General features: G+C 53.6%; 4 protein-coding genes. All 4 read right to left on the reverse strand.

Translation table 11 applies throughout. The annotated features are described in order from the left end of the window. Positions 1-282 precede the first annotated feature (282 nt). Positions 283-1,083 (reverse strand): ATP-binding protein, encoded by an 801-nt coding sequence (locus ACO6BQ_RS12290; RefSeq protein ID WP_489121375.1) that lies wholly within the window; start codon positions 1,081-1,083, stop codon positions 283-285. Beyond that, positions 1,010-1,453, reverse strand: a complete 444-nt coding sequence (locus ACO6BQ_RS12295; RefSeq protein ID WP_489121377.1) for a DnaD domain-containing protein — start codon at positions 1,451-1,453, stop codon at positions 1,010-1,012. Before ACO6BQ_RS12295 ends, ACO6BQ_RS12290 begins: the two co-directional genes overlap by 74 nt. Positions 1,454-1,943: 490 nt before the next feature. After that, positions 1,944-2,258, reverse strand: a complete 315-nt coding sequence (locus tag ACO6BQ_RS12300) for a hypothetical protein (RefSeq protein ID WP_489121380.1) — start codon at positions 2,256-2,258, stop codon at positions 1,944-1,946. A gap of 5 nt (positions 2,259-2,263) precedes the next feature. Beyond that, positions 2,264-2,748: putative HNHc nuclease (locus tag ACO6BQ_RS12305; protein WP_489121382.1), on the reverse strand; the 485-nt coding region annotated here is incomplete at its 5' end.

Raw genomic sequence — 2,748 nt, forward strand, 5'->3', positions numbered from 1 at the left:
ACGGCTGCGGCTTTGTCATGTCAATCTCTGCCATCTCAGCACGCTCCTTTCATGCCTTGGACGAAAAAGTGACCGGGGGAGGTATCTCAACCTTGCGCCATCGCTCGGCATCCCTCTCAGTTCTTTTCACGTTCCATTCATCAACCGCTTCGTCCAATGTGTAATATTCAGGCGAGGTCAATCCACAATACGGGCACTGTACACAATATTTTCTTGTCATGCCCCAATAAGTTTCTGCGCGTCCGCCGCAGAGCGGACATTTTTTCAGTTTTCTCCTCCAAATCACATGATTGCTCCTTTCATGCGATAGTCCTCCGCCCGAATGTTCACGGGCGTTGTCATCTCTGCAAGGCGGCTCATGATGCGCCGACCAAATACCGTCTCAAGCTCCTTGCCGCTGTAGTTCGTCGTGATCACCGTCGGAAGCATATGCTCGTAACGGTGATTGATGAGCACATAGACCAGCTCCACCACCCACGGACGCGGGTTCTCCGCGCCGAGGTCGTCCAGCACAAGAAGCCGCGCGTTCTTCGCCGTCGTCACAAGCTCATCCGCCTTGCCATCCTTGCGGTCAAAACTTGCCCGCATTTTGCCGAGCAGGTCAGGAACGACCACAAACATCCCCGGAATCCCCGCCTCTGCTGTCTCGCGCAGAATCGCGACCGCAAGATGTGTCTTGCCCGTTCCGTAGCCGCCCATGAGCATAAGCCCCTGCGCCTTTGGGTCAACCTTCACCGCTTCGCAGAATCTCCTGCACGTCGCGACCGCCGATCTTGTCGCAGGTGTCTCACGGAACGTCGCAAAACTGCGTGAACGGAAACGTTCGCCGACACCGCCCACGCCCATGAGTTTGGCAATGCGTTTCTGCTCCTGCTGCGTCTTGTGCTTGGCACAAAACGGAATGCACGAGAGGAACGGATTGTCATAACGGCGATACGTGAAGTCCTGCCCGTTGTACTTGCATGCATGACAGGTGTCCACGGTATAGGCGCAACGAGCACAGAGAACGTCATGCTCTTGTTTGACACGCTCCGCTTCCACCGCCTGAAGAAGCTCCGCATCCGAACGCACCTGTTCCGGCAAGGCGCAGATCACTTGGAGGATCGCGGCTCTCCGTGGTCGTGCCTCCTGCAATATCGCCCGCTCCCGTTCCCGCATCGCCGTCAAAGTATGCAGCATACGGGGATTTCTCTGCGCCATCTCCTGCCATGTGTCCCTGAATGATTCCAGTGCCATAGTTTCCACCGCCTTTCTTCCTCGCTGCCTTGAATCCCTCACGCTTCCACCGCTCAAGAATCGCCGTGATATAGCGCAGATTGCGTCCGTTCGACAGTGCTGCCTCCTCGATGGCAGACGTTACCCAGAGAACGCCGTATTTGTCCGTAAGGTCGATGAGCCGATCCCGTTCGATTTCCCCTGTGACGGGGTGAATGTTATTCTCGAACGTCCGCACTACTTCTGCGAGAGAATCGTCCTCTTCGCGCGCGCGCGCATCAGCAGCAGCACAATCTGTTTTCGTTTTGGTTTCCGTTTTACGTTTATGTTTTATATAGTGTCCAGTAATTGGGGTAGTAATTGCACCAGTAATTGGGGTAGTAATTGCACCAGTAATTGGGGTATTTTGGTTACCAATTACCGGACTATTTACAAGATCGACAAGGTGATATTGTGTCGCTTGATGTTTCCCGCCCCGAATGGTTTTGATGTACCCCGCCTGTTCGAGAATACGTCGTGCTTCCGCAATGGTCTTTTTATTCCGTATTCCAGTCATCAGACAGATTTCTGCGTCTGATGCAGGAAAGCACTCCGGCCAGCCTCTCATGTTGGCAATCTGAAATAGTCTCATGTAAACATTGAAAGGGGTGCCGGGGAGGTTCCCTGCGCTCATGTTTAGAAATGTGTTGAGCTGTCGAATATAATCCATGCTGTCACACCTCTCCTCTCTAGGAAGGGGTGTTTTCTACCCAATCCACAACACCGTCGTGCACAAGCTGCCCGATCTCCTCGAACGACCAAATCACGGAAGGATTTTTCACGTCCCACGCGTCCGCATCCATATGGCAGCGACACCACACAACAAGCTCGTTCTCATGTGTCCCGTGATACGGATTCACCAAGAGACTCAGGAGACCGACGGACTGATATGCCCGTGTTTGACCGAGATACTTGACATAGGTGCTGCGCCCCTTTGCGTTCTTCATCTCCCTTTTTGTAAACCCGTACTCCGTCAATCGCTCCAAATCATTGACCACAAACAAATCTCTCACCTCCTATTTTTCTTCCGCAGACCATACACATCCGCGATCCGCTCATCAATCCGTACCGGCTCGATGATGTACCGTCTCAGAAACTCCTCCTGCCCGATGCTGTGAATCTCCGTATGGTGCTCCCTGCACAGGGGAAGCGCACGCATCCCGATGTGGCAGATCTCCTTGCGGTCACGTCCCATACCCACAACATCACAGTGATGCAGGTCTGCGTTCCTGCCGCAGACCGCGCACCGCTTGTTCATAAGACACGCCCACACATAGCGCGGAATGTCCTCTGAGAGCTGATACAACGGCTCTCCTACATCAACCCCATGCAAGAGACAGAAATCAATGAGATACGAGATAAAGTGTCGTGCGGTCGTCATGTCGCAGTCCGACAGTGAGAATGTCCTTCTGAGCGTTTCCGCTTCGCCGATAAACATAAGCTTTAGCATTTCCTTCATTGCTTCGGTCGGCGTATACCCCCACCATGCGGCGA

This window comes from Centipeda sp. (in: firmicutes) (genome assembly GCF_057271695.1).